This is a genomic window from Shimia biformata (genome assembly GCF_016888515.1).
GTDB classification, from domain to species: Bacteria; Pseudomonadota; Alphaproteobacteria; order Rhodobacterales; family Rhodobacteraceae; genus Shimia_A; species Shimia_A biformata.
This window is the reverse complement of sequence record NZ_JAFEJK010000013.1, coordinates 1-276: the sequence shown is the minus strand read 5'-3', so window position 1 is coordinate 276 and position 276 is coordinate 1. Positions and strand designations below refer to the sequence as shown.

The following is a 276-nucleotide window of genomic DNA, read 5'->3' as shown; positions in this document are numbered from 1 at the left end:
GAATAGACATTCCAACCTTCACCCAATATTTCCTTTCCCCAACCTTCAGCCATTTGGCTACGACAAGAGTTTCCTGTACATATAAAATAAATTGTTTTCTTATCCATAATTAAAGCCCCTTTTCTTAAAATATGATTAGTGTAAGGTATAAACCTAAGAGTGTTACAAATAGGACTGGAATAGTGATGATAATTCCAGTTTTAAAGTATGTTCCCCACGAAATCTTCACACCTTTTTGTGTTAAGACATGTAGCCACAATAATGTTGCTAAAGAAC

At 34.1% G+C, this 276-nt stretch carries 2 protein-coding genes; both read right to left on the bottom strand.

The genetic code is table 11. The features are described from left to right. Positions 1-107, bottom strand: a 107-nt coding sequence (locus JQ863_RS19335; RefSeq protein WP_476712899.1) for an arsenate reductase/protein-tyrosine-phosphatase family protein, incomplete at its 3' end; no start/stop codon positions are given. Positions 108-124: 17 nt separating this feature from the next. Then, a partial coding sequence (locus JQ863_RS19330; protein WP_275411587.1) for an ArsB/NhaD family transporter occupies positions 125-276 on the bottom strand: 152 nt, incomplete at its 5' end.